A 23,295-nucleotide genomic window follows, 5' to 3' on the forward strand; every position below is an offset into this window, starting at 1 on the left:
TATGTCTAAAAGCAAATCGGGTTATGAGGAAATGTTTGAGGATGTGGTCGAGGTGCTCAAGCATAGTCCTGATGAGATTAATCGGGTATTAGAAACCTCAGAAAAGCTTGTTGAAGCAGCTAACGACATGACCAAAGATGAGCTCGCTCTGGTGTCTGCCTATGTGAAATCAGATTTAAAGGAATTTGCAGAAAGCTTTGAAGAATCAAAAGCTGGGCCATTTTATTTGATGATTGCAGATTCAATATGGCAAGGGTTACTGGATATTACCGATAGAACGAAAGTTGAATGGGTTGAGTTGTTCGATGATTTGGAACATCAAGGCTTATACCAAGTAGGAGAAGTGATAGGTTTAGGTGTGCTAGTTTGCGATGAGTGTGGTCATAAAACTCAGTATAATCACCCGACGGTTGTTATTCCCTGTATTAAATGCGGGTGTAAAGGCTTTAGCCGCCAGGCATTAAAGCCATAGTTCTATTATCACTGCCAAGGGCCAAGTGATTACTTAGCCCTTGTGTTTGTTCTAGTCTTTGAGTCGCCAGCTTACAACTAGACTGAGTAATACCCAAATATAGAGTGGCCATGTGCCAAATTTATGGAAAGGAGTCTGCCCCTCTGTGGAGGTGACTTCGGTTCGCAGGACATGAGTTTCAAACTGAGGGATCTGAGCGATCACTTTTCCTCGATAGTCAGTCACTGCGGTCACGCCGTTATTTGTGGAGCGAATCACTGGCTTACCTAGCTCGAGTGCCCGCATACGCGCAATCTCCATATGCTGTAGTGGTCCAATCGATCTTCCAAACCATGCATCATTAGATAGCGTCAGAATGAAATCCGTGTCCTCGGTTACGTTTCGACGGACTTGTTCATTAAATATGATTTCGTAACAAAGAGCAGGAGCCATATGGCGGCCATTTGCTACTATGTTGGTTTGGATAAAATCGCCGCGGCTAAATGATGACATTGGTAAGTTAAATAGCGGAGCTAATGGCCTTAAGATACTTTCAAAGGGGACAAATTCACCAAATGGCAATAGGTGATGTTTATGATACCTCTGATCCATATTGAGGCTATAGTCACCATAATTGGTTTGACCTAATGTCAGGATACTATTGAAGTATTTGCCATTTTCATCTTGGTTAAGGACACCAGTCACTATGGCGCTACCATTTAACTTACCAGCTGAATCAAGATTACTTAAATAGGATGGTATCTCCAACTCAAAAGCGGGAATCGCGGCTTCAGGCCAGATAACAACATCGGCATCCCAATTCTCTCTGGTAAGGTCAGTGTACTTCATTATGGTTGGCCAGCGCTGCTTGGGCAGCCACTTTTTCGCTTGGTCTACATTACCTTGGATGAGAGCCAGTTTAGTGGAACTCTCTGGGTTAGGTGTTACCCAGTGAGTGGAATTTAGGCCGAAACCAGTAAACAATATAGTGGCTGGAATGAGTATGTTCATCCATTTCTTACTGACTATTGCATAGGCTATTGAACCAGCAGAGATGATGAGCAACAGAGTAATAAGTTCTACGCCGCCGATGGGGGCGAAATTACCCAACGGGCTATCGATTTGGCTATACCCTAGCCATAGCCACGGAAAGCCAGTCATAACCCAGCCTCTTAGCCAATCACAGCATAACCATATGGCTGGAGCGGCGAGAAGAAAACGAACTCGATTATGACGGCCAAAATAGCGGTTTAATGCCCAAGCGAAGAGACCGGAATAGACTGCAAGATAGCCTATTAGCAGAGACATAAGAAAAAGGCTGGCAATCTTGGGCATACCGCCAAACTTATCAATACTAATATGTACCCAGCTTATTCCAGTGGCAAACTGGCCGATTCCCCATGCATATCCAGTCCAAAGTGCAGCGCGGCTGGATTGGTTGTGGATTAAAATCAGTAAAAGTGCAGGGCTGATAATCGCAATTGGCCATAGTTGGTAAGGAGCAAAAGCAAGTGTCGTAAGAGCGCCAACAAAAACGGCCGCGAGCGGCCGTTTGAGGCGATGAAAAAGTCTTTTTAACATCGTTATACTATCTAATCGAGTTTGGGTTACTCTTCTGCTGGCTCAGGAAGAGGTTCTTCATCGGGTATGGTCACCTGAAGCTGTAAAACGCGTCGGTTGTCTGCTGAGGTTACTTTGAAGCTGTATTTCTCAATTTCGACCACCTCACCACGTGAAGGCAAATGACCGAACGCTGTCATCACTAAGCCACCGACCGTATCGACTTCCTCATCACTAAATGAGGTATTGAAGGTCTCATTGAATTCTTCAATAGTAGTTAATGCTTTGACAGCATAGGTATGTTTACTCAGCTTGCGAATATCCAACTCTTCTTCATCGTCAAATTCATCTTCAATATCGCCGACAATTTCTTCCAGAATATCTTCAATGGTTACAAGGCCAGAAACACCACCGAACTCATCTACCACGATTGACATGTGGTATCGTTCCTCGCGGAACTCTTTAAGCAGCCGGTCAACACGTTTACTTTCCGGAACCACTACCGCAGGGCGAATGACTTGTTCGATATCAAAAGGAGCACAGTCTGAGCCTAAATACTTAAGTAAGTCCTTCGCTAGGAGTATGCCTTCAACATGATCTTTATCTTCACTAATGACAGGGTAGCGGGAGTGCTGAGCATCGGTAATTAAGTGAACGAGTGCGTCAAGGTCATCACTGCGATCAACGGTTACCATTTGTGAGCGAGGGATCATGATGTCGCGCACGCGCATCTCGGCAATTTCCATAACACCTTCGAGCATGTCTCTAGTATCATGGTCTATCAGATCATTTTCTTCTGAGTCTCGAAAGACTTCTACCAGCTCTTGGCGGTCTTTCGGATCTCCTTGAAATAGTTGGCCAAGGCGTCCAAAGAAGGACTTTCTACTCGGACCTTCAGATTTCTCTTTCTTACCTTCTGGAGAAGAGGGCGAATTGTCTTCGTTCATTTTTTCTCATTTAAGTCACGCTATCAGATGTGTGATAGCACACATTAGTAGAGCTTGATATTAAAATGTAACCAACGGAATGTTTGTTACACCAATCTAGCTGCTACTCTTTTTCTGCAAGATATGGGTCATCAAAGCCCATAGATTGCATTATCTCTGTCTCGAGGGATTCCATTTCTTCAGCTTCTTCATCCTCGATATGATCATAACCTAGCAGATGCAGGCTGCCATGTACAACCATATGAGCCCAGTGAGCCATTAATGGCTTGGACTGCTCCTTGGCTTCTTGTTCTACCACCTGTTTACAGATGACAAGATCGCCAAGAAGATCCATTTCTATGCCCATTGGAGCTTCAAAGGGAAAAGACAAAACATTGGTTGGTTTGTCTTTTCCACGATACTCGAGGTTGAGTTGATGGCTTTCACTGTCATCCACAATTCTCACTGTGACTTCCGCCTGCGATTGGAATTTATCGACAGCGGTTGTTAACCACAGGAGAATATCTTCAAAGCTGGGTAAACCTGTTTCTTCTTTGACTGCAATTTGAAGATCAAGTTCTATGCTCATGATGGCTTTATCTCTGATGATGGTGTTTGCTGAGATGATCCAGCTTCCTGAAATTTAGCCTCGCGCTCTTCTCTACGTCTTTTCTCGTACTCTTTACGCTCTTTTTGGTCTTGCGCTTCCCACTTCTCATAGGCGTTAACAATACGAGCAACGACTGGGTGGCGAACAACGTCATCTGATAGAAAGAAGTTAAAGCTGATTTCGTCGACTTCATTGAGAACCTCAATGGCATGACGAAGGCCTGATTTTGCTCCGCGAGGTAGGTCGATTTGTGTTACATCACCTGTGATGACAGCTCGCGAATTAAAGCCAATACGGGTGAGGAACATTTTCATCTGTTCCACTGTGGTGTTTTGGCTTTCATCAAGAATGATGAAGGCATCATTGAGTGTGCGACCTCGCATATAAGCCAGAGGAGCTACTTCAATCACGTTACGCTCGATGAGCTTTTCGACCTTCTCAAAACCAAGCATTTCAAATAGAGCGTCATAAAGAGGGCGCAAGTATGGGTCCACTTTTTGACTTAAATCCCCAGGTAAAAAACCAAGCTTTTCTCCCGCTTCGACCGCTGGGCGGGTTAGCAAAATACGCCGAATTTCTTGGCGTTCCAAGGCATCCACGGCAGCTGCAACCGCTAGGTAAGTTTTCCCAGTTCCCGCTGGTCCAATACCAAAGGAGATGTCATGAGTTACCATATTGACTAGGTATTGTGCTTGATTTGGAGTACGTGGTTTTATGACACCTTTTTTGGTTTTTATGAAGACTTCCTTGCCATATTCGATATCGGATTGAGTGTCTTGTTCAAGAACCCCAGTTTCTTTGATGGCGAGGTGGATTTGTTCAGGTTCTATGTCTGGGATATTGCCTTTTACCGGCGCTGTGCCTACGTAGAGCGTTTTTATGATGTTCAGAGCTGCAGCTGAGGTATGGGGCTTACCCACTATGGTAAAAAAGTTGCCTCGATAGCTGATTTCTATACCTAAACGGCGCTCTAAGTGTTTGATATTGTCATCGAAGGGGCCGCAAAGGCTAGCAAGACGGCGATTATCAGAAGGTTCCAGATTGATTTCTAGAGTTACTATTTTATTGCTCAAAGTTGCCTCTCAATGTTTGCCATTAGCAGAGTCCGATTTCGACCGGACTCTCATGGCGCTATATTCCTCTATCTAAGATGGTCACTTAGATGACTATTTTCAAGGTTACGGAGTAAAGGTTGCTACTCCGAGTTCATCTTCGCGCTTTGTTCTCGCCATCATTTGAGTGGGAGAAATGACGGTTCTTAGGTCCATGTCTTTCTCTGTACGAATAATTTCGCCACGCAGTGAGTTAGCGAACACATCGGTGATCTTGACGTCAACAAACTGGCCGATAAGCTCCGCATTACCCTCAAAATTCACTACACGGTTATTCTCTGTACGTGCGCGAAGCTCCATTAGATTCTTTTTAGACGGTCCTTCAACGAGAACTCGCTGTTCTGTGCCAAGCATTAAGCGAGAGTACCGCATTGCTTGGGCATTGATTGTTTGCTGCAACTCATACAGACGATCTTTTTTCGTTTGTTCTGATAGATCACATGGATAATCAGCAGCAGGTGTCCCCGGACGAGGAGAGAATATAAAACTAAAACTCATGTCAAAGTCGACATCTTTAATCAGCTTCATTGTTGCTTGGTGATCCATATCAGACTCGCCAGGGAAACCAACGATGAAGTCAGAACTTATCTGAATATCAGGTCGAGCTTTGCGTAATTTACGTATGATGGATTTGTATTCAATGCCTGTGTGTGGACGCTTCATCATAGTCAAGATGCGATCACTGCCGCTTTGCACTGGAAGATGTAAGAAGCTAACCAGTTCAGGTGTATCTTCGTAAACAGCGATAATATCGTCTGTGAACTCAAGAGGGTGGCTTGTTGTAAAGCGAATACGGTCAATACCATCAATCGATGCGACAAGACGGAGGAGTTCTGCGAAAGAGCACACATCACCTTCGTGTGTTAAACCACGGTAGGCGTTCACATTTTGGCCGAGTAGGTTAACTTCTCTTACACCTTGGTCGGCTAGTTGTGCAATTTCAAATAGCACATCATCGAGTGGACGACTGACTTCTTCTCCCCGAGTGTAAGGAACAACACAGTATGTACAGTACTTAGAGCACCCTTCCATAATGGAAACGAATGCGGTTGCTCCTTCTGCACGAGGCTCTGGCAAGCGATCAAACTTTTCAATTTCAGGGAATGAGATATCCATAACAGGAGCATCATCATTTTGAGACTGTTTGATCATTTCAGGCAGGCGATGCAAAGTTTGAGGGCCGAAAATTACATCCACAAAGGGGGCGCGCTCACGAATATGATCACCTTCCTGAGTGGCGACACATCCGCCAACACCAATCACAACACCTTGCTTTTTATCTTTGAGCGTTTTCCAACGACCCAATTGGTGGAAAACTTTTTCTTGTGCTTTTTCACGAATAGAGCAGGTATTGAGGAGTAATACATCTGCTTCTTCTGGTTCTTCTGTCAACTCATAACCATTGGTTGCATTCAGTAGATCGGCCATCTTTGATGAATCGTACTCATTCATCTGGCAGCCCCAGGTTTTAATTAGCAGTTTTTTACTCATGTTGTTCGCTCGATCGTTAGTTTAAATTAAGGGAGCAAATCGCCCAGTGTTGAACAGTATCGCCATTGTATTTAATTGGCTATATTTTAGCCTATGCTATGGCGTTAAGCCGCGTATTGTACTGGTTTAGAAACCTACTGACTAGAGGCACGAATAAAATCGTTTAATGGCCATGTTTTATAAGGGGTTTGACCATATCCGAGTTAAGGTTTTTGGTTACATTTGGATGGTGAAAAAGTACAATGAAAAACTCGAACAATAGAAGTGTAAATTATGACCAAGTTTGATGTTGCCGTTGTTGGTGGTGGAATGGTAGGTGCTGCTGTCGCTGTTGGTTTTGCCAAGCAAGGCAGAAATGTAGTGGTCATCGAAGGGTATGCTCCCCCCCCCTTTACGTCAGACCAGCCAATGGATATTAGGGTTTCGGCTATCTCTCAGCACTCAGTCTCTATTCTCGATAAACTTGGAGCGTGGCAAGGCATTTCAGATAAACGAATCTGCCCTTATCGCCGTTTAGAAACTTGGGAAAATCCTCAATGCCGCACTCGATTTCATTCCGATTTACTTGGAATCGACCAGCTTGGTTATATTGTTGAAAATCGAGTTATTCAACTCTCTCTTTGGGAGCAGTTTTCGCATTATCCCAATATCACAGTCCATTGCCCTGATAAGCTTGCTGAGATCGACTTTAGTCAGCCTTGTACCCTCACTTTAGAATCTGGAGAAAGCTTGAGTGCAGACCTAGTAGTTGGTGCCGATGGGGCCAATTCACGTGTACGTTCGTTAGTTGGCATTGGTGTTACAGCATGGGACTATCGTCAACATTGTATGCTTATCAATGTTGAAACCCAAAAACCGCAACAAGATATTACTTGGCAGCAGTTTACCCCGTCAGGCCCTCGCTCTTTCCTGCCTTTGTGTGGCAACCAAGGCTCTTTGGTATGGTATGACTCTCCCAAGCGTATTAAGCAGTTGTGTTCCATGACCAATGAGCAGTTACGGCAAGAGGTATTAGCTTATTTCCCAGCAGAGTTAGGCGATATTAAAGTATTACAATTTGGTTCGTTTCCGCTAACTAGGAGCCACGCTCAGACATATTCAGCATCTGGGTGCGTGTTAGTTGGCGATTCCGCACATACGATAAACCCGTTAGCTGGGCAGGGTGTTAATATCGGTTTTAAAGATGTTGAAGCTTTGCTAGAGGTCACTTGTGGGCAGGGCTTATACTCTCATCAGGCTCTAAAGCGTTATGAGCGAAAACGACGCCCAGATAACCTAGTTATGCAGTCAGGTATGGATATTTTCTACAAGACATTTAGTAATGACTTAGGGTTAGTGAAACTAGCGAGAAATGCGGCATTGAAAATGGCCGACAACGCAGGACCGATAAAAAAACAAGTTCTGCGCTATGCCTTAGGGCTAAATTAAACCCAGTTAACCATAAAAAACGCAGCAAGTTTGCTGCGTTTCGATAATGGAATACGCTTAGTTATTTAGTAACACGTAGAACCGGTGTTTCACCTACTGAAACCGTACCAGACAGTTTGTTAAGTTCTTTAATCTCATCCATGTTAGAGATAACTACAGGCGTTAATGTTGATTTGGCTTTTTCTTCAAGAAGAGCCAAATCAAACTCAATGATAGTATCGCCAGCTTTTACGGTTTGGCCTTCTTCAGCGATACGTTTAAATCCTTCACCTTTTAGTTCAACGGTATCGATACCGAAGTGAACGAAAAGCTCAACACCTTCGTCTGACTCAATCGAGAAAGCGTGATTAGTTTCGAAAATTTTACCTATAGTACCGTTAACAGGAGCTACCATTTTCGTGCCAGCAGGTTTGATAGCAATACCATCTCCGACGATTTTTTCAGCGAAAACAACATCTGGCACATCTTCAATGTTTACAATTTCACCAGATAGAGGTGCAATGATTTCAATTGCATCTGCGTCAGCGCTGTCGTCAGATACTAGCTTCTTAAGTTTGTCAAACAGACCCATTGTGTCATGCTCCTAAGGTTTTTTGTTCAATTCTGTCGAATTATAGTATACCAATCTAGGAAGATAGACGACTATTTTTAGTCGACTATCGTATTGGTATCAGTTAATTATTACGACTTATCTGCAATAAATTTTTCTACAGCGGCTTCAATTTCGGCTGCAGTTGGTAGAGAAAGCGCTTTTTCAGCCATCTCTTTTACTTCACTAAAGTTTGAGTTGCGTATTACTTTCTTCACTTTAGGGATAGAGATACCACTCATAGAAAATTCATCCAGTCCCATACCTAGAAGTAATAAGGTGGCGCGTTCATCACCAGCCAGTTCACCACACATGCCGGTCCATTTTCCTTCTGCATGTGACGCATCAATAACTTGTTTGATCACGTTTAACACTGCAGGGGATAATGGATTGTACAAGTGAGAAATCATTTCGTTACCACGATCGACTGCCAGTGTGTATTGGGTTAAGTCGTTGGTGCCGATAGAGAAGAAAGCCACTTCTTTTGCTAAGTGATGAGCAATAGCGGCGGCAGCTGGTGTTTCAACCATTACGCCGATTTCAATGTTTTCATCAAAAGCATGCCCTTCAGTGCGAAGCTCAGTCTTGTATTCTTCGATTGCCTCTTTAAGCTCACGTATTTCCTCAACGGAGATGATCATAGGGAACATTATGCGCAGTTTACCGTGTGCGGAAGCACGCAAAATACCACGTAATTGGTCACGCAGAATTTCACGACGATCTAAGCTGATACGCACTGCTCGCCAGCCAAGGAATGGGTTCATTTCCTGTGGCAGATCCATATAAGGGAGGTCTTTATCACCGCCTATGTCCATGGTGCGAATAATGACCGCTTCGCCATTCATGGCTTCAGCAACTTCTTTGTACGCTTGGTATTGCTCTTCTTCGGTTGGAAGGGCATCACGGTCCATAAATAAGAACTCAGTACGGTAAAGGCCTACCCCTTCTCCGCCGTTGCGCAAAACACCGTCACAGTCTTTCACTGTGCCTATGTTGCCGCAAACCTCAACGCGGTGACCATCTAAGGTTTCTGCGTGTAGATCTTTAAGCTTTGCAAGTTCTTCTTTTTCAGCGATGAAAGCGTCTTTTACTGCTTTTGCTTCTTCAAGTTCTTTATCTGATGGGTTGATAATGATTTTATTATTCATCGCATCAAGGATCAGAGTATCGCCGTTTTGAACTTTCTTAGTGATATCGTTAGTACCAACGATTGCCGGTAACTCAAGAGAACGTGCCATGATAGACGTGTGTGAAGTTCGCCCGCCAATATCACAAGCGAAGCCCAGAACATAATCTAGGTTTATTTGTGCCGTTTCTGAAGGAGTAAGATCGTAAGCAACCAAAATAACTTCTTGGTCTATATCGCTTAAAGATACGATGTTAATACCTAGTGCATTTTTTACAAAACGGGAGCCAATATCGCGAATGTCGGTTGCACGCTCTTTTAGATACTCATCATCGAGCGATTCAAGTGCAGTGGCTTGTTCTTCGATTACAGTATGAATAGCGTTATCGGCGTGCATTTTATCTTTTTTGATGAGAGTAAGGATTTCCTCTTCTAGCTCTTCATCTTCAAGAAGCATTATATGACCTTCAAAGATCGCTTCTTTTTCTTCACCGAATGTTTCCAGCGCCTTCTGCTTAACAGTCTCAAGCTGAGCCGTTGATTTGTCACGTGCTTCAAAGAAACGTGCGACCTCAGTGTCGATTTGCGCATCAGTGATAGAGTTGGTGTTTAGGACAATTTCATCTTCTTGGAGGAGTAATGCTTTACCAATAGCAATACCGGGAGATGCTAGGATGCCTGAAATCATAGCCTTACCTTAAATTGGTCAACTTAAAAACGGGAGAAAATGGGTGTGCTAACGATAATTTTTAGCTTATGTTTGGGTTTATTTCCAACAAAGCCATTTCGTTTTCACAAAATGGCTTTAGAAATGCGAGACCGGATTAGTGCAGTTGGTCCATCAGAGCAACAAGGTGATCAACCGCTTCTTGAGCTTGAGGGCCTTCTGCTGAGATAGTTACTTGAGTTCCTTTAACTAGACCTAGTGTTTGTAGTTTAAATAGGCTCTTGGCACTTGCACTTTTACCGTTAGAAGTCACTGTAATATCCGCATCAAAGCCTTTTGCTTCTTTAACGAATTGTGCAGCTGGGCGAGTGTGAAGGCCGTTCTCTGCAGTGATTTCTACTTGCTTCTCGTACATGTTATATACCCCAAATTGATTTATATTTTGATAGATTCTTAATCAGGTCCAGCTTAACCTCTAAACGAATGTTGTGACAAATACACGATACTCATTTAGTGGCATACACTAACCTAATTGCAAATTTTTCAGATATGATTCCGATCTAGGCCGGATTTCATAACCGATGCTAATTCTGGCTTCTTTTTTATTTTGAAGCTTAAAATAAAACTGCCCCGATATTACCAAAGGTGAGTCAGGGATCAACAAAAAAGCCCCTCAAAGGGGCTTTTTTCGAAGAAAAATTGATTTCATCACATATTATTGATGATTCTCTTTCTCCGTGAAGAGACCAGCGAACAGCGCAGTGCTTAAGTAGCGTTCACCTGAGCTTGGTAGCACGGTTACGATGGTTTTTCCTTTGAATTCAGGCAGCTCTGCTATTCTGTTAGCTGCTACGACTGCGGCACCTGAAGAGATACCAGCCAAAATACCTTCTTCTTCCATTAAACGCCTAGCCATATCGATCGCTTCGTCGGATGTAACTGGCTCGACACGGTCAATAAGCTCTAAATCCAGGTTGCCTGGAATAAACCCAGCGCCGATACCTTGAATTTTGTGTGGGGCTGGCTGAATTTCTTCACCAGCAAGTGCTTGAGCGATGACTGGAGATTCTGCTGGCTCTACTGCTACTGAGACTATCTTCTTACCTTTCTCACCTTTGATATATCGACTGGTTCCTGTAATTGTGCCGCCCGTGCCGACACCGGCAATAAAGACATCGATTTCGCCATCAGTTGCTTCCCAGATTTCTGGTCCTGTCGTCTTTTCATGTATTTCGGGGTTAGCAGGGTTACTGAATTGTTGGAGTAGCAAATACTTTTCTGGGTTAGCAGCAACAATTTCTTCCGCTTTTGCGATGGCGCCTTTCATGCCTTTAGCTGCCTCGGTTAGCTCAAGGTTCGCACCTAAAGCCTTGAGCAGCTTACGACGTTCAAGACTCATGGATTCTGGCATGGTCAGTGTTAGCTTGTACCCTCGAGCCGCTGCAACGAATGCCAATGCGATGCCAGTGTTGCCACTGGTGGGTTCGACAAGTTCTATACCGGGCTTTAGCGTACCTTCTTTTTCTGCTTCCCAAATCATGTTGGCGCCGATGCGGCATTTAACGCTAAAGCTTGGGTTTCGAGCTTCTATTTTTGCTAGAACCTTACCTTGACTCACTTTGTTGAGTCGGACCAAAGGTGTGTTCCCTATGGTAAGAGAGTTATCTTCGTAGATTTTGCTCATATCATGATCCTTGGGTTGTTGAGCGCCTATGGTCTGTCTGGAGTGGAGACCTTTGACGACAGGTATGGGCCTTGATAAACCCTGCATGGGTAGAAGAGTAGGCCAGTGATAAAACCTAGAGAAGGATTAAAAAGTTATAAGTTATTAGAATGAGAACAAGAGCATGTTATTAAAATTGAGTTGATGGCCTCCAGAACTAAGTATGATAGGCAAGGTCAACTAACGGTTTTAGATGACCTTGCGTAGATCTGTCAGCAGATTAAACGCAGATAACTCATCAATTTATCGTTTGAACTCTGAGACCCAGATAGCCGTTGCACCGCATACGGCAACAGGCATAACAATGAGGTTTAAAATTGGGATGGTGGTGAAGATAGAAACGAGTCCTCCAAAGCTATATGCTTTGGCCTGCTTTTGTTTCAAATCATTACGCATATCGTTAAAGCCGATTTTATGGTTATCAAATGGGTAATCGCAATACTGAATCGCGAGCATCCAAGCGGAAAAGGCAAACCAAACAATGGGACCAATTGTCTGTCCTAAACCAGGAATGAGCAATAAAACGAAAAGACCAATCGCTTTGGGCAATACATAGATAAGCTTGCGCCACTCCCTAGCCAAAATTCTTGGCGTATCCTTGATTACGGCAAGTATATTGTCGTCATTGATTCTCTTTCCTGTCAGGTGTTCTTCTACTTTTTCTGCCAATAACCCGTTAAAAGGAGCGGCAACAAAATTAGCTAATGTGCTAAAAAAATAAGAAAAAGTGGCGAGAATGGTCAAGACTAATAGTGGCCACAGTATATAGGTTAGCCAAGAAAGAAAGCTTGGTAGTTGGCCTATAAAGTGTTCTATCCAAGTATCTAAATGTGAGAAAAGGTAGAACAGTGCTCCCCCTACCAGCAGAACATTTGCCAGTAAGGGAAGAATGACAAATTGGCGGATCCCCGGAGTAACGGCGAGCTCTAAGCCATAGAAAAAGTAACCGAAGCCGGAACGATGTCGTGTTATTGGATTCATAAGCCTTGACTAAGTAATGAGGTAAAATTGAACGCTTTTTATCTTAACAAAGAAAAAAGCGTGGTCAAAATCACAACATTGTATGAACTTCTCACATTAAGCTGTTCTAAAACAGGTGAGAGTTTTGGTAAAGTTGCAGTAAGAGAAGGTTTAACATGGTTCGATAAGTTTGTTTACGGACTCAACGTATCGATTAATTTGAGAGTGGAACATGCAGGAATTGCGATTTGTACTCATAATCGTCGGAGCGATAGCGATTGCCGCGCTGTTGTTTCACGGCTTATGGACAAGCAAAAAAGAAGTTAAAGCTAAGTTTGGCAGCAAGCCACTTCGTAAGTTAGATGTAGATAAAAACAAAGCGATTGAGCCAAACATAGAACCAGAACGAGCCGTTGCACCGGAAGATGATTTTGAAATTATTCGCAAGGTACGAAAAGAACCGGCTTTTGTGTCGGATAATATCATCGCCGATCCATTGATTGATGGTTATCCTGAGTCAAATACTGAGCAGCCTCTTGTTTCTGCTTCTCAAGATAATGAGTCTGTGGTTGATGATCCTTTGATGTCTGGCACTTCGCTGCAGGGTAGTGAGTCTTTTCATGCTAATTCTCAGAATAATGCTGGCGTTGATGACGCTGAGAGTGTTGCAAGTTCAGAGGTAAAGGAACCAGCCCCACAGCAGGATATGGAAGTGATAGTACTCAATGTTCACTGCGCTGGGTCTGAGCCACTGGTTGGCACTAAGTTATTTGATAGCATGCAGCAAAACGGTCTACTTTATGGTGAGATGGACATCTTCCATCGTCACTCTGACCTTTCTGGTACAGGAAAAGTGTTGTTTAGTGTTGCTAACATGATGCAACCGGGTACGCTTGCCCACTCGGATCCGGCTGAGTTTAATACTAAGGGGATTTCATTTTTTATGACCTTACCTTGTTATGGCGACCCAGAGCAAAACTTTAAGTTAATGCTTAAAACTGCGCAGCAAATTGCCGATGATCTTGGAGCGAATGTACTCGATGATGGTCGTAATTTAATGACACCAAATCGTTTGGATGCGTATCGAGCTCAGATTCAGGAATTTAAGACTTTACAAACTGCCTGAAGAATAGAATATTTCATCAAAGGCTCCGAATGTTGGAGCCTTTCTTTTTCGTGTTTTGGTGAGTCTTTAAATAATTTTATCCTAAAAACAGCCTAAACTCAGTCCATTTTTAATCCGTCAGGCATGAATGGCCTAGCTATCAATTTTTAAACAGAGTGAATTATGCCTCTAGATATTCAAGAACAGCTCAATCAATTGCGCGAAACCTTACACTACCATGGTGTGAAATACTACGTTGAAGACAATCCTGAAATCCCAGACTCAGAATATGATCGCCTGATGCGTGAGTTATTAGAACTTGAGGCTAAGCACCCTCATTTGATGAGTCTTGATTCCCCCAGCCAACGAGTTGGAGGGCAGCCACTTGATGGTTTTGAATCTGTAAGACATGAGATAGCCATGTTGTCTCTGGACAATGCGTTTGACGATGATGAGCTTGATGCTTTTTATAAGCGTATGCTAGATCGTCTTTCTGTCTCGGAGTTGGCACAGTTCTGTTGCGAACCTAAACTGGACGGGTTAGCCGTGAGTCTCTTGTACGAAAATGGTGTTTTGGTCCAAGCAGCGACTCGTGGTGATGGCACAACCGGAGAAAATATTACAGAGAATGTCCGCACCATACAATCTATCCCACTTAAACTAAATGGTGATGGCTGGCCTCCACGCATCGAGGTTCGAGGCGAAGTGTTTATGCCAAAGCTTGGCTTTGAGCGACTTAATCAAAACGCCCTTAAAAAAGGGGAAAAAGTATTTGTTAATCCTCGCAATGCTGCTGCTGGCAGCTTGCGCCAGCTTGATTCCCGCATAACAGCAACACGGCCTTTGAGCTTCTATGCATACAGTGTGGGTGTAGTAGAAGGTGATGTATTATCACAAAGCCACTATCAACGTTTTTTACAACTAAAAGGCTGGGGGCTGCCCATGTGCCCAGAGACCCGTCACGTATCAACTCTGTCAGAAGTTAAAGCTTATTATCAAGATATTTTGACGCGCAGAGGTGAATTGGCCTACGAAATAGATGGTGTTGTTATCAAGGTTGATGATATTGCTCTGCAAGAACAGTTAGGCTTTGTTGCCAGAGCACCTCGCTGGGCTATTGCTTATAAGTTCCCTGCTCAAGAAGAAGTGACGGTTCTTAATGATGTTGAATTTCAGGTAGGTCGAACTGGCGCTATTACCCCAGTGGCTAAGCTAGAGCCTGTGTTTGTTGGTGGTGTTACCGTTAGTAACGCAACTTTACACAACGCCGATGAAATTGCCCGTCTAAACGTCAAAATTGGAGATAGTGTTATTGTGAGACGTGCGGGGGATGTGATCCCACAAATTGTATCCTATATCCAAGATCGCCGCCCTGCTGATGCAGAAGAAATCGTCTTCCCTAATCAATGCCCCGTTTGCCACTCTCAAATTGAGCGCCTTGAAGGTGAAGCCGTGGCAAGATGTTCCGGTGGCTTGTTCTGTCAAGCACAAAGAAAAGAAGCGCTAAAGCATTTTGTGTCACGTAAGGCTCTGGATGTGGATGGCTTGGGAGAAAAAGTGATAGAGCAGCTTGTCGACCGAGAAATGGTGGAGACGCCTGCGGATCTATTTAAATTGTCTGCTGGTGTGATCACCGTTTTAGAGAGAATGGGGCCCAAGTCGGCACAAAATGTGGTTGATGCTTTGAATAAAGCGAAATCAACCACGCTGGCTCGTTTCCTATACTCTCTTGGAATTCGCGAGGTGGGGGAAGCAACAGCAGCAAACCTCGCCCAGCACTTTAAAACTCTCGATAACATAAAAGCGGCAACCTATGAGCAATTGATTGAGGTGCCTGACATTGGAGGCATTGTTGCCAATCATATCATTGCTTTCTTTGCTCAAGCGAAGAATCAACAGGTAATAGATGACTTGTGCGCTCAAGGCGTGACTTGGCCTGATGTCGAAGAGCCTAAACATGATATCCCTCAGCCCCTTATGGGCAAGACGGTTGTGTTAACAGGATCCTTGTCTCAGCTATCACGAAATGATGCCAAGGCGGCCTTACAAAATCTGGGTGCTAAAGTGACAGGAAGTGTGAGTAAGAAAACGGACATTCTTTTTGCTGGAGAAAACGCTGGCTCAAAGCTCGCGAAAGCACAGGAATTGGGCGTTGAGATAAAAACAGAGCAAGATCTTGTTGATTTAATATAAATAGAGTTTGTGTATCCTTCTCGGTGCTTTGTCGACATTGTATACGTGAGTTCTACGTCTTATCTATATACTAATATATTAATTATTTGGGATGGATATCTCAAATAATACCTAACGTCTATTTACAGCCATCTCTCAGGAGATGGTTTTTTTTTGATGAAAATTATTGATGCTTTTATTTTTTATTAAAAAGAAAATAATGCAGTGATCTAAATCTAATTACTAATAAAGTCGGAATAATAATGGTTCTTATGAGATCTTAATCCCAATCATTAAATTAAATTTTAGTTATAAGTATTTGTTTATTAAAAGTTAAAAATTAAACTTGATATTTTTATATAAAATATTTGAGTAAAGTCACTCTGTGGATGAAAATTTGGAGCTGGTCATATTTCTTTATTTAAAGGCCAAGTTCTAATTGATATTTTTCGTTGCGAAGTTAGTCTTGATCGTGGATACACTGACTTTATATATCAGTGATAAGTCAAAAATGAGTTATTTTTTGCTTTTAAAACATAATGAAATAGCCCTCCCTTCGGCGGCCAACTTAAGGTGAGGGCACAAAACAGCTATATCCATTTTTAGGAGTTTTCCATGGACAGATTGTTCAAATTATCATCCATTGCATTAGCAATACTTGCTAGTGCCAGCCCTGCCTTGGCATCAACAGAAAGCTCTGCTGGTGATCAGTATGTTGAGGCCGTTGATGAATTTATGCAAGACTCAGCGCTTAATGCACTATTTGTTGTCGATACACGTTCGAGGACACGCACAACGGGTAAGCCTGGAGGATCAAATGGTGATCGTTGGAGCCGATTAAATTATTCAGCCTACAATGCGATATTGGACTTTTCTTCTGGCTATCATGAGGGATGGCTTGGTGCTGACTTGGCCGGGTATTACTCCGGTGACCTTTATAATGAGAGTTTGAAAGGGGATGATGGTTACCTGTGTAATGAAATATCGACGTGTTCCAACCTTGATTGGGGAGCGGGCGAAGGTGAGCAACTCAAGATCTATAAAGCGGCACTGAAATTTAAATCTGATGAAGATTTTAATGCTCGATTTGGTATGTTGCAATCTGGAGGTAATGGGACTATTGGTAACGTGTGGAGTTTTGTGCCAGGGACTTATCGAGGTTTTGAGCTCAATGGCAAAGTGGGTGAGTTTAACCTCAGCTATTTTGGCGCAGATCAATTTACCGCACCATGGCTACTTAGTGAGGATGATTATGCTCCTCCTTCTTGGTCTGATACGTCTTGGAGTTATATTCATTCACTTGGCGTGAATAGGCAAATAACGGAAGCTTTATATTTTCAGTTAGGTATAGGCCAAGCAACTGGGGTTACTTATTCCAGTAATCCTTCAGAAGAGAATGACAACACATCCTACAAAGCCTATCTAAAGTACCAACATAGCGAGAACACAATCCTTGCCGCTGATTTTTATGGTGTAAATGATGATGTCAAATATGATGGCCTAGGTTATCACGCAGGACTCTCTTTACAGCAATCCTTTGGACAATTTTCCTGGATGTCTGAGCTGCGCTATACAGACACAGATAATCGAGCCGATTTTGTGCCACGCACTATCCATACTTATGGAATGACCAATGGAACCTGGTCTCAGTATTGGGATGCACTATCAGATTGGAACAAAGCTGGAGAGATCGCTTGGTATAACCGCTTGTCTTACGATCAAGGTAATGGTTGGAGCTATTACTTAGGTCTTGGCTATGGCACAGGATCTGATTCATCTGCCAGTGGTGCATCGGGTGATTGGGATTATGAAAGCGAATATGCAGTAAACGCAACGATTTCTTATTCGCTTCAGAGTGGATCGCTAAAAGGTGCGACGATTCGATTACATGGCACAGTACTTGAGCGTGATGAGTATTCAGGAGCGAATGATGCCGATGAAACTGACTTGCGTTTCCAAGTACTTATTCCTTATAGCTTTATGTAATTAATGAGGAGCCAGCAAGCTCCTCTAATACGATCTTACTGGAGTGGTTTGCCGTTGAACATTTTGCAATACAAGGGGGGTAAGGATTGGATTTGACCTTTTTTAAGCTCACATTTTACCTCAGGAGAGAGTGTTCTGCCTCCTTGGTTTCCACTCGCGTGCAGGTTAAAGGAGATGATAGTTAAAACAGGCAATAACAGTGTTAGCTTCGCTTTCATTCTTTTCCTCGCTCCATAGTCGAGTGTCGGGTGAATTAGGTTTTAACATAACGGCTGGTTTTGATAACCCTGTAAGTATAGAGCTTACATAATGAGTATTGCATGGGTTATGTAGTGATAAGTATGAAAGTGAAAGGGTGAATATCAAGGTAAAGAGTGATTTTAGATAGAAAATTATCAATTTTAGCTGGGACACAACCACAGAGGATGCATTGCAATGCATCCTCTGTGGTTGCTTTTTGGTTCTAAAATGAAATTATTGTGACAAGTAATGGTTTAGCCGATTTAGCTGAGCTTTTTCTCTTCAATCGTCAAAATAATCCCATTTACTTGGGTGACTTCGACTAAAGTGCCTGCCGCTATAGGATGATCAGTTTGTGCAGACCAGGTGCTGTCACCAATTTTGATTCTGTGTCGTCCTGGAGCGATATCCTCTTCAAGAACCACCGTTTGCCCTATCATTTGCTTTTGCTTTTGATTCAGCTCTCTGTGTTCATCATCACACACATCTTGGTTAAATTGTTTTCTCCACCAGAGCCAGGATGTGGCTAATGAGAATACGGCAAAGGCTATCCACTGAAATTGCCAACTCATTGGCAATAATGATAAGAGTCCACCTATGAGTAGGGCTGATATCCCCAGCCATAGGAAATATCCAGCCGTACCAAAAAGCTCCATGGCTAGCAAAGCTAGCCCAAAGGCTAGCCAATGCCAATGATTAATAGAATCAAGTAATTCGAGCAAGTGAACCTCTATTTATTTTGTTCAGGTTGTTTGAACATTTCTGCAATACCGGCAACTGAGCCCATAAGCCCAGATGCTTCAAGTGGCAACATAATGATTTTGCCATTTTCGGCCTGACCAATACTGCGCAGCGCATCTGTATAGCCTTGAGCGATAAAGTAATTGACTGCCTGCATATCACCTTTCGCTATAGCTTCTGATACCATGGTGGTAGCGCGTGCTTCTGCTTCAGCTGCACGCTCACGTGCTTCTGCTTGCAATATTGCCGCTTGCTTTTCACCTTCGGCTTTGAGTATTTCTGATTGTTTTTGACCTTCAGCTCTGAGAATTTCTGCTTGACGTACACCTTCGGCCTCTAATATCTCAGCACGTTTATTTCTTTCAGCTTTCATTTGAGCATTCATGGCAGCAGTCAGATCGGCTGGTGGTTGCACATCTTTGATTTCAATACGAGTGACTTTTACTCCCCAAGGGTTAGTTGCCTCATCAACAATGGCAAGTAACTTGCTGTTGATCATATCTCTCTGGCTTAGCATCTCGTCTAATTCCATTGAGCCAAGGACTGTCCTGATATTGGTGAGAGTTAGGTTACGAATGGCATGCTCTAGATCATTTACTTCGTATGCTGCTTGAGCGGCATCAACCACTTGTACAAAGCAAACAGCATCGATCGTTACGTTAGCATTGTCCTTTGAAATAACTTCTTGAGCGGGAATGTCGAGAACACGCTCCATCATATTTACCTTCTGTCCGATGCCATCAATAAAAGGAATAATGATATTTAAGCCTGGTTTGAGAGTATGTGTATAGCGGCCAAATCGCTCAACGGTCCAATGGTTTCCTTGAGGGACAGTTTTTACACCAGCAACTATGAATGCAATCACAACTACGAGTAGAACGCCGATGGTAACAAGAGAATCAATTGTCATGGATAACCCCCATTTTATTCTTTATGCTGATTGTTGCTTAGATCGGTGTTGAATACAATGATATAAATGCAACATAATTACATATTTCATACTCTGTCAGTACTGAGGCAAAACTAGGATAGCCAAATAAAAGAGTAAAGATGTGGAATAGATATGGTGGCAGTGACGTATTGACGAAATGACCTTCACGATATTAAAGTTATAAATAATAATAACTTATCAAATTATTTCAGTGTTTTTCTTATTTATCGAACAGTTGTGAACAAATGATGTTTCTACACTGAAAAAGTGACGAAAGAGGCATTTAGTAAAGAAAAAGCTGAGACCTAGCAGCTTTTTCTCATGTAACATTTAGTACAGTAGTGAATACAGCTTGCGTCTATACTGGGACGCTAACGGGTTGGTTTGGCCCAATGCGGCGAGAATATCCATAAAATGCTTTTTGATCTCTCCATCATGAGCATTTAAGTCACGACTTAGGAACTGCCATAAAATCTCTAGCGCTTCTTGGTCACGATTGACTTGGTGGTAGCTTAACGCCAGCTCGGCGGCGAGCTTTACGTTACTTGATTCAGTTTGAAACTGCTTCTCAAGTGATTGAATTTCAGGACTGTTTGCCGATTGCTCATGCAGTTCAAGCTTAGCCACTAACCCTTTGTAGTAGTTATCTTGATATTCTAAAGGAATGTTAACTAGCAAGACTTTCGCTTGCTCAAAGTCTTGTGTTTCTAACAGACATTCTGCTATTGCTAACTTTACATCGCCTTTTTGTTTTAAATCATCTGGTAACGCTTGAAGTAATGCGAGAGCTTGCCCATGTTGATTTGTTTGAATCAACTCCAATGCTTGTTTTATATCGAGTTCATCTTGGCTGGGCAAATGATTGGCCAACATACTCTGAATAGCTTGTAACTCTTGTGGCCCACCTAGACCATCGACGGGCTGACCATTTACAAATAAAGCGACGGTAGGCAGTGCTTGCACTCCAAACTGACTGGCGATCATCTGTTCTTGTTCGCAGTTTAAAAGCGCTAAAGTAAAGGCTCCATTGTATTGCTGAGCGAGTTCCTGTAATTGTGGGATAACCTGCGTACTTTCCTGACTCATTGGTGCCCAAAAATGGATAAGGACAGGGGTTTGCATTGAGCCTTCAAGTACCTGACGAAAGTTTTGCTCATTGAGTTCGACAATAAAGGGAGACTGCATTAGAAGATTCCTTGAGACGATTAGTATACTCCAGACATATGGGCGTATAAGGTAAATATCAAGCCGAGAGTTTTCTCGGGCAAGTGAACACAGCAATATCGCCACTATACTGGCGGTATTGCTGTTGTCGAATACAAGCGGAGGTGTTTATAAGACGATAAACAAAGTTAGCGCAACACCCACACTTAGCCAGTTTAATTGGTTTAATGTCATGTTTTTATCCGAATGTAACGCTCTTGAAGGTAGTGAAGTTTGTCGCTTCATCTGCCACAATATCGTTTTATTATTACGGTATGATGACATCCGGTTTTTAAGAAGTGCGCCTTAACACCCAATCTAACATACGACTTGATAGTAAGCGCTTTAATACTGCGAATATCTTAGTTGGTGTTGTAATACGATAGCGAATTCTGGGTTTTTTGGCCTCTAATGCATGAAGTAATGGCGCAACGCAGGATTCTGGTGGCAGTACAAATGCATTCGTTGATGTCTGGTTCCCCAGTGCTTTCAAGCGCTTTTCATATTCTTCATGATGAACGCTTTGGTCAAAATCGATCCATTTCATCAAGGCTTTGTGGGCATTTTTTCTAAACTGAGTTTCAATGGGGCCTGGTTCTATTAAACTGATTTTAATGTCGGTATTCGCGAGCTCTAAGCGCAGAGTATCGGTCCAGCCTTCTATGGCAAATTTAGATGCATTGTAAGCCCCACGATAGGACATAGCTGCAAAGCCAAGTACTGAGCTGTTTTGAACGATGCGGCCATAGCCCTGTATGCGCATAATTGGCAGTACTTGTTTAACTAGGTGATGCCAGCCAAAGAAGTTGGTTTCAAACTGCTCTCTTAAAGCTTGAGTGGGAAGGTCTTCCAAGGCACCAGCTTGCCCGTAAGCCCCATTATTAAACAGAGCATCAAGTGTTCCCCCAGTTAGTTCCAACGTTTTTTTCACAGCACTTTCAATGCTGTCGCTGCTATTTAGATCTAACTGAATGCAAGTGAGTCCCTCACTTTGTAGATGTTTAACGTCATCGGAATTTCGGCATGATGCGATGACTTGGTAACCTGCTTTTTGTAGCGCATGAGCGCAGGTGTACCCAATGCCGGTCGAACATCCGGTAATGAGAATAGATTTAGCCATTAAGTATTTGTATTATTTTTTGAAACCAACAGCATACAATATTAATCTTGGTGTTGTAACAAGTTCTTCATGGCTGGTTCAATACGAGAATAGCTAAAGCGAAAGCCCAGTTCGGTAAGCTTTTTAGGCTTGGCTCTTAGACTGTCGAATAAGAGTACAGCACTCTCTCCCATGACTATGTTTAATACCCATTTCGGTGTGAACAATAGATGCGGTCTTTTGAGTGATTTTGCCAAAGTTTGGCTGAATTGTTTGTTAGTAACTGGGTGAGGTGCGCAAAGATTAAACTCGCCATGAGCGTGCTCTGTTTCTATTAAATAGATGATGCCACGGACCATATCAAGGAGGTGTATCCACGGAATAAACTGGTTACCTTTGCCAATAGGACCACCCAAGCCAAGTTTGTAGGGTAAAATCATTTTGCCTAATGCTCCGCCACCAAGCCCAAGAACAACACCGGTACGTAAAATACAAACGCGTGTAGATTCAGACCGAGCGCGGTTAGCAATTTCTTCCCATTTAGTACACACAAGATGAGGAAAACTTTGGTTATGAACGTGTAAGCCCTCGTCGAATGGGTGTTCTTGTTGATCTCCATAGTAGCCTACAGCGGAACCGCTAATAAAAACACTAGGCGGTGATGTACTCGCATGGATAAGGTCAACAATTTTTTCGGTGATGTGCCAACGACTGTTGCATATTGTGCTTTTCTGTTTTTCACTCCAACGTTTATCGGCAATAGGCTCGCCAGCTAGATTGACGATGGCGTCAAAGTCGTTGAGATCATTTAAACAATCGAGCTTGGAGATGTAGGTGATATTGCCCATATCAGCATGGCTAACTTTGATTTTTGCGTCACTAGGTGAACGTGTAAGAAGCACAACCTCGTAGGTGGTAAAATGTTTTAACAACTCTCTACCAATAAAGCCTGTGCCACCCGTTAGCAGTACTTTCATCCAGATCTCCTATCCGCCTCCTAGATACTGTTTTAATGAATAGATTAAAACAGCAATTCTAGTAATTATAGCGAGTTAGCTATATTTGGGATCATCATATACGGAAAATGAAAGCAATAGACAGCAAAAATGCATATTTTCTATTTTTGGTTGTCTATTGCTCTATTTGGGTCAAACTTACATCAGCGTCTTATCGCC

At 42.9% G+C, this 23,295-nt stretch carries 20 protein-coding genes; 5 read left to right on the plus strand and 15 right to left on the minus strand.

Annotated elements, in window-relative coordinates; all coding sequences use genetic code 11:
- The first annotated feature begins 1 nt into the window (after window position 1).
- The gene (locus tag MHN79_RS16980) at window positions 2-472 is read left to right on the plus strand and encodes a zinc ribbon-containing protein (RefSeq protein ID WP_160926152.1); all 471 of its coding nucleotides are present in this window, start codon (window positions 2-4) and stop codon (window positions 470-472) included.
- A gap of 51 nt (window positions 473-523) precedes the next feature.
- Here MHN79_RS16980 and lnt read toward each other — a convergent pair whose 3' ends face one another.
- The 5 genes from lnt to miaB all read right to left on the minus strand — a co-directional run bounded on the left by lnt (window position 524) and on the right by miaB (window position 6,150).
- Window positions 524-2,032 carry an apolipoprotein N-acyltransferase gene (lnt, locus tag MHN79_RS16985; protein WP_239173859.1) on the minus strand — a complete coding sequence of 503 codons (1,509 nt, stop codon included), beginning with the start codon at window positions 2,030-2,032 and terminating at the stop codon, window positions 524-526.
- Between the two features lie 26 nt (window positions 2,033-2,058).
- Window positions 2,059-2,958 carry a CNNM family magnesium/cobalt transport protein CorC gene (gene corC / locus MHN79_RS16990; RefSeq protein WP_152429790.1) on the minus strand — a complete coding sequence of 300 codons (900 nt, stop codon included), beginning with the start codon at window positions 2,956-2,958 and terminating at the stop codon, window positions 2,059-2,061.
- A gap of 103 nt (window positions 2,959-3,061) precedes the next feature.
- Window positions 3,062-3,526 carry an rRNA maturation RNase YbeY gene (gene ybeY / locus MHN79_RS16995; protein ID WP_239173860.1) on the minus strand — a complete coding sequence of 155 codons (465 nt, stop codon included), beginning with the start codon at window positions 3,524-3,526 and terminating at the stop codon, window positions 3,062-3,064.
- Window positions 3,523-4,620, minus strand: a complete 1,098-nt coding sequence (locus MHN79_RS17000; RefSeq protein WP_114786560.1) for a PhoH family protein — start codon at window positions 4,618-4,620, stop codon at window positions 3,523-3,525. Before MHN79_RS17000 ends, ybeY begins: the two co-directional genes overlap by 4 nt.
- A 105-nt stretch (window positions 4,621-4,725) precedes the next feature.
- The gene (gene miaB, locus MHN79_RS17005) at window positions 4,726-6,150 is read right to left on the minus strand and encodes a tRNA (N6-isopentenyl adenosine(37)-C2)-methylthiotransferase MiaB (RefSeq protein ID WP_160926158.1); all 1,425 of its coding nucleotides are present in this window, start codon (window positions 6,148-6,150) and stop codon (window positions 4,726-4,728) included.
- Between the two features lie 273 nt (window positions 6,151-6,423).
- Here miaB and MHN79_RS17010 point away from each other — a divergent pair, with 273 nt between their 5' ends.
- Window positions 6,424-7,578, plus strand: coding sequence for a 2-octaprenyl-3-methyl-6-methoxy-1,4-benzoquinol hydroxylase (locus tag MHN79_RS17010; RefSeq protein ID WP_239173861.1), 1,155 nt, complete (start codon window positions 6,424-6,426; stop codon window positions 7,576-7,578).
- A gap of 61 nt (window positions 7,579-7,639) precedes the next feature.
- Here MHN79_RS17010 and crr read toward each other — a convergent pair whose 3' ends face one another.
- The 5 genes from crr to cysZ form a co-directional block, all read right to left on the minus strand.
- Window positions 7,640-8,149, minus strand: a complete 510-nt coding sequence (gene crr / locus MHN79_RS17015; RefSeq protein ID WP_125320444.1) for a PTS glucose transporter subunit IIA — start codon at window positions 8,147-8,149, stop codon at window positions 7,640-7,642.
- A gap of 110 nt (window positions 8,150-8,259) precedes the next feature.
- A complete protein-coding gene (gene ptsI, locus MHN79_RS17020) occupies window positions 8,260-9,981 on the minus strand; it encodes a phosphoenolpyruvate-protein phosphotransferase PtsI (protein WP_239173862.1) in 1,722 nt (573 codons plus the stop codon).
- 136 nt (window positions 9,982-10,117) lie between these two features.
- Window positions 10,118-10,375 carry an HPr family phosphocarrier protein gene (locus MHN79_RS17025; protein WP_114786565.1) on the minus strand — a complete coding sequence of 86 codons (258 nt, stop codon included), beginning with the start codon at window positions 10,373-10,375 and terminating at the stop codon, window positions 10,118-10,120.
- Between the two features lie 300 nt (window positions 10,376-10,675).
- On the minus strand, window positions 10,676-11,644 hold the full coding sequence (gene cysK / locus MHN79_RS17030; protein ID WP_239173863.1) for a cysteine synthase A: 969 nt from the start codon (window positions 11,642-11,644) through the stop codon (window positions 10,676-10,678).
- Between the two features lie 282 nt (window positions 11,645-11,926).
- Complete coding sequence (gene cysZ, locus MHN79_RS17035) at window positions 11,927-12,664, minus strand: sulfate transporter CysZ (RefSeq protein WP_239173864.1); 738 nt, start codon at window positions 12,662-12,664, stop codon at window positions 11,927-11,929.
- 211 nt (window positions 12,665-12,875) lie between these two features.
- On the opposite strand from cysZ, the gene zipA reads away from it, so the two are divergent.
- The 3 genes from zipA (at window position 12,876) to MHN79_RS17050 (ending at window position 17,906) form a co-directional block, all read left to right on the plus strand.
- Window positions 12,876-13,769, plus strand: a complete 894-nt coding sequence (zipA, locus tag MHN79_RS17040) for a cell division protein ZipA (protein ID WP_239173865.1) — start codon at window positions 12,876-12,878, stop codon at window positions 13,767-13,769.
- A 162-nt stretch (window positions 13,770-13,931) separates the two neighbouring features.
- Window positions 13,932-15,941: an NAD-dependent DNA ligase LigA gene (gene ligA, locus MHN79_RS17045; RefSeq protein WP_239173866.1), complete on the plus strand. Its 2,010-nt coding sequence runs from the start codon at window positions 13,932-13,934 to the stop codon at window positions 15,939-15,941.
- Window positions 15,942-16,535: 594 nt separating this feature from the next.
- Complete coding sequence (locus MHN79_RS17050) at window positions 16,536-17,906, plus strand: OprD family outer membrane porin (RefSeq protein WP_239173867.1); 1,371 nt, start codon at window positions 16,536-16,538, stop codon at window positions 17,904-17,906.
- A gap of 503 nt (window positions 17,907-18,409) precedes the next feature.
- On the opposite strand, the gene MHN79_RS17055 is transcribed toward MHN79_RS17050, so the two are convergent.
- The 5 genes from MHN79_RS17055 to MHN79_RS17075 all read right to left on the minus strand — a co-directional run bounded on the left by MHN79_RS17055 (window position 18,410) and on the right by MHN79_RS17075 (window position 23,097).
- Complete coding sequence (locus MHN79_RS17055; RefSeq protein WP_152429801.1) at window positions 18,410-18,868, minus strand: NfeD family protein; 459 nt, start codon at window positions 18,866-18,868, stop codon at window positions 18,410-18,412.
- Between the two features lie 8 nt (window positions 18,869-18,876).
- Window positions 18,877-19,797, minus strand: coding sequence for an SPFH domain-containing protein (locus MHN79_RS17060; RefSeq protein ID WP_239173868.1), 921 nt, complete (start codon window positions 19,795-19,797; stop codon window positions 18,877-18,879).
- Between the two features lie 351 nt (window positions 19,798-20,148).
- Complete coding sequence (locus MHN79_RS17065; protein WP_239173869.1) at window positions 20,149-21,003, minus strand: co-chaperone YbbN; 855 nt, start codon at window positions 21,001-21,003, stop codon at window positions 20,149-20,151.
- Between the two features lie 310 nt (window positions 21,004-21,313).
- Entirely contained in the window at window positions 21,314-22,141 is an 828-nt protein-coding gene (locus tag MHN79_RS17070; protein ID WP_239173870.1) for an SDR family oxidoreductase, read from the minus strand.
- A gap of 41 nt (window positions 22,142-22,182) precedes the next feature.
- Window positions 22,183-23,097, minus strand: a complete 915-nt coding sequence (locus MHN79_RS17075; protein ID WP_239173871.1) for a TIGR01777 family oxidoreductase — start codon at window positions 23,095-23,097, stop codon at window positions 22,183-22,185.
- Window positions 23,098-23,295 lie beyond the last annotated feature (198 nt).

It is taken from the genome of Vibrio sp. Of14-4 (assembly GCF_022347625.1).
Taxonomy (GTDB): domain Bacteria; phylum Pseudomonadota; class Gammaproteobacteria; order Enterobacterales; family Vibrionaceae; genus Vibrio; species Vibrio pristinus.